Genomic DNA, 3,657 nt, shown 5'->3' on the forward strand with positions numbered 1-3,657 from the left:
ATTTGATTTGTCATCGCTGGATTCGCTTGTCCTTTTGACTTCTTCATCACTTGACCCACCAAGAAGCCAACGGCACGGTCTTTTCCGTTACGATAATCTTCTATTGATTGTGGTTGTTCATCTAAAGTTTCCTTTATTAAAGCCTCAATCAGTGATGTGTCACTTACTTGCTTCAATCCTTTTTCTTCAACAATTTTGCTTGGTGAAGAACCTTTCATGACATCTTCAAAAACTTCTTTTGCTTGTTTGCCAGAAATGATACCGTTTTCAATCATGTTCACCATTTCCGCAATATCTTGTGGTTTAGCTTTGCATTCTTGTAATGTAATATTATTTTTGCTTAGCCATGCTTGTAATTCTGTTATTGTCCAGTTACATGCAAGTTTGGCATTCTTACATGTTTTCATAATTTCTTCGTAAAACTCTGATAATTCTTTATTCGCAATCAGAACATTAATATCATATGCACTCAATCCATATTCTACTGCATAACGATTTTTTCTCGCTTCTGGAAGTTCAGGTAAACTATCTTGAATTTGCTTAATCCATGCATTCTCTAAACGAATAGGCACAATATTTGGCTCTGGAAAGAATTTGTAATCCACATTTCCTTCTTTTAAGCGCATCAATATTGTCGATTTAGTTGCTTCATCAAAACGACGAGTAGCTTGTTCAATAATTCCACCCTCATCTAGAATTTTACTTTGACGTGATATTTCGAAATCAATCGCCTTTTGTACATTGCTAATTGAATTCAAGTTTTTAATTTCATTCTTAACACCATATTCCGTTGCGCCCTTAGGCATTAACGAAATATTAACATCACAACGCATTGAACCTTCTTCCATCTTCACGTCAGATACGCCCAAATAATAGAGAGTTTGACGAAGTGCTTCAACATAAGCAGCTGCCTCTTCTCCATTTGTCATATCTGGTTCAGATACGATTTCAATCAATGGTGTGCCCGCTCGATTGAAGTCAATAAGTGTACCATCATTTAAGTGGAATTGTTTTGCTGTATCTTCTTCCATGTGAATACGATTGATACGTACTTTCTTTTTCCCTTTTGATGTTTCTATTTCAATATACCCATTTTTTCCAATAGGATAAAATTGTTGTGTAATTTGAAACCCTTTTGGTAAATCCGCGTAGTAATAATTTTTACGATCAAACTTTAATACTGGATCTATTTCTAAATGAAGTGCTGTACATGCTTTGATTGCTTGTTCAACAGCACCTTTATTAACACAAGGCATTGTTCCAGGATGACCTAAATCAATTTCATTTACACAGCTGTTAGCAGTTTGCCCAAAAGATACTGGTGAACTTGAAAACATTTTCGACTTAGTTTTTAACTCACAATGGATTTCAATTCCTATGACTACATCGTATTCCATTATTTCACCTCCGCAATAATATCTTTAAGACCAGTACATTTTTCAATACCTGCCGCGATGTTAAACATTGTTTCTTCTTCAAAAGCGCGACATGTAATATTAACACCTAATGGACATTCCTTAGAAAAACCCATTGGCAACGTCATACTTGGATAACCTGAAAAGTTCCCCATAACCATATGATTTTCTGCAATTAGGTAGTCTTCTGATAATTCATCCATTTGTTCACCTTCAAGTTTTGGTGCTATTGAAGAACTAGCTGGTGCAATTAAACAATCTACTGAAGTAAGTGCATTCTTCATTTCTTCGACAATTAATCGACGTACGCGTTGTGCTTTTCTAAACAACTTTTCTTGATTTTCTACAAATAAACCATAACTTCCAGTAATAAAACGTTTACGTACTTGAATACCAAATCCTTCTGTTCTTGATTGAATCATAACTTCTTCTGTACTTTCACCTGGTTCTTGTACACCAAATCGTATACCATCAAGATTAGAATGGTTTGCTGTTGCTTCGCAATTCGCAATCATATAATACGTTGGTAGAATCGCACGCATTAAATTATTATCAAAAGTTACATCAACTATTTCTGCACCTTGTGCTTTGCATTTTTCAATTAATTCATTAAATATTTGAACTGTTTCTTGATTTTTAATTGAATCAATAACATTTTTAATAACACCTATTTTCTTACCTTCAAGTGATGAATTTAAAAGTTTTGAAAAAGCGGGTACTTCTTTTGTACTTGTTGTCATGTCGCGATCATCTCTTCCCGCAAGCACTTCTAACCCAATACATGCATCTTCAACATTACGTGTAAAATAACCGACATGATCAAGACTTGAAGAGTAAGGAATAATACCATAACGAGAAATTCTACCATAAGTTGGTTTCACACCAATAACCCCACAATAAGAAGCAGGCTTACGAACTGAATCTCCTGTATCAGAACCAATCGCAAAAGGAACAACACCACTTGCAACTAAAACTGCACTACCTCCAGAACTGCCTCCAGACATACGTGTGATATCCCAAGGATTATGAACAGGTCCTGTATATGCAGTTGTATTTGTGCCACCCATCGCTAATTCATCAAGGGATGCTTTCGCAATTGTAATTGCACCTGCATTTCTTAGTTTTTCAACAATGAATGCATCATAGATTGGAATATAATTATCTAATATTTTACTTGATGCGGTCGTACGAATTCCCTTTGTACAAACATTATCTTTTAATACAATAGGTACTCCTGCCATCAATCCATCTTTATGTTCTTCTAGATGACTTAATTGCTCAGATGGATCAATGAAAGTCACAACCGCATTTAATTTTGGTTGAACTTCTTTTGCTTTTTCACATGCAGCCAATACATTTTTCTCTGCATTCATAAATTCTTTTCTCATTTCTTGAATCATTATTTTACCACCTTGGGAACAAGTACATGCCCTTCTCTTGATTTTGAAACATTCAATATCGCATCTTCTTGTGAAATAACATTCACAACTTCATCTTCACGTAAATAAGTTGTTTCCATTTCAAATGGATATACCATTGGTTCTACACCTTCTGTATTTACTTGATTGAGAAGTTCCATTTGTTTTTCCAATGTTACGAATTCTTCTTCAATTAAACTTAATTCATCATCATTACAATCAAACATACATTGATGTGCAAGATGGCGAATATATTCTTTATCTTTAGCTTCAGCCATATTTTTATCCCTCATTCTTTTCTAACTCGTGCATAAATTCTTCTTCTGTCATTGTTTGCACGCCCAATGTGATTGCTTTTTCTAATTTAGAACCAGCTTCTTCGCCATATACGACTAAGTCTGTTTTCTTAGATACACTTCCTGTTACCGTAGCTCCCATTTTTTCAAGCAATGCCTGTGCTTCACCACGACTATATTGTTGAAGTGATCCTGTTAATACAACTGTTTTGCCAGAGAAGAATGATTCTACTCTTTCTTCCATTTGATAATCCATTTTCACATTTGCATCTTTTAAACTTTGAATTAATTGTTGATTTGAATCATCTTTAAAATAAGTCACAATTGCATCTGCAGTAATTCCACCTATATCATCAATAGTTTGTAATTCCTCACAAGTTGCATTCATTAAGTTATCCATTGTTTTGAAATGTGCCGCAAGAATACGTGCAGCCTTTGAACCAACTTGACGAATACCTAATCCAAATAACAATTTATCCAGACCATTATCTTTACACGCTTCAATAGCTTCTACTAAATTCTCATATG

Annotated in this window: 4 protein-coding genes; all 4 read right to left on the reverse strand. The window is 34.5% G+C overall.

Annotated features, from left to right (window positions below):
• Positions 1–1,397: Asp-tRNA(Asn)/Glu-tRNA(Gln) amidotransferase subunit GatB (gene gatB, locus RSB60_RS11180; RefSeq protein WP_332616403.1), on the reverse strand; the 1,397-nt coding region annotated here is incomplete at its 3' end.
• Complete coding sequence (locus RSB60_RS11185) at positions 1,397–2,815, reverse strand: amidase family protein (RefSeq protein ID WP_332475357.1); 1,419 nt, start codon at positions 2,813–2,815, stop codon at positions 1,397–1,399. The genes RSB60_RS11185 and gatB, both read right to left, overlap by 1 nt.
• On the reverse strand, positions 2,815–3,111 hold the full coding sequence (gatC, locus tag RSB60_RS11190) for an Asp-tRNA(Asn)/Glu-tRNA(Gln) amidotransferase subunit GatC (protein WP_323380881.1): 297 nt from the start codon (positions 3,109–3,111) through the stop codon (positions 2,815–2,817). The genes RSB60_RS11185 and gatC overlap by 1 nt, the downstream gene beginning before the upstream one ends.
• Before the next feature lie 4 nt (positions 3,112–3,115).
• The coding region (locus RSB60_RS11195; RefSeq protein WP_332616405.1) for a helix-hairpin-helix domain-containing protein at positions 3,116–3,657 on the reverse strand (542 nt) is incomplete at its 5' end.

Origin of the sequence: Anaerorhabdus sp. (genome assembly GCF_036657415.1) — a bacterium.
Classification (GTDB): domain Bacteria; phylum Bacillota_I; class Bacilli_A; order Erysipelotrichales; family Erysipelotrichaceae; genus Anaerorhabdus.

Coding starts and splice junctions, on each gene's coding strand:
- RSB60_RS11185 (WP_332475357.1), bottom strand. CDS start 2,815: ATGATTCAAGAAATGAGAAAAGAATTTATGAATGCAGAGAAAAATGTA.
- gatC (WP_323380881.1), bottom strand. CDS start 3,111: ATGGCTGAAGCTAAAGATAAAGAATATATTCGCCATCTTGCACATCAA.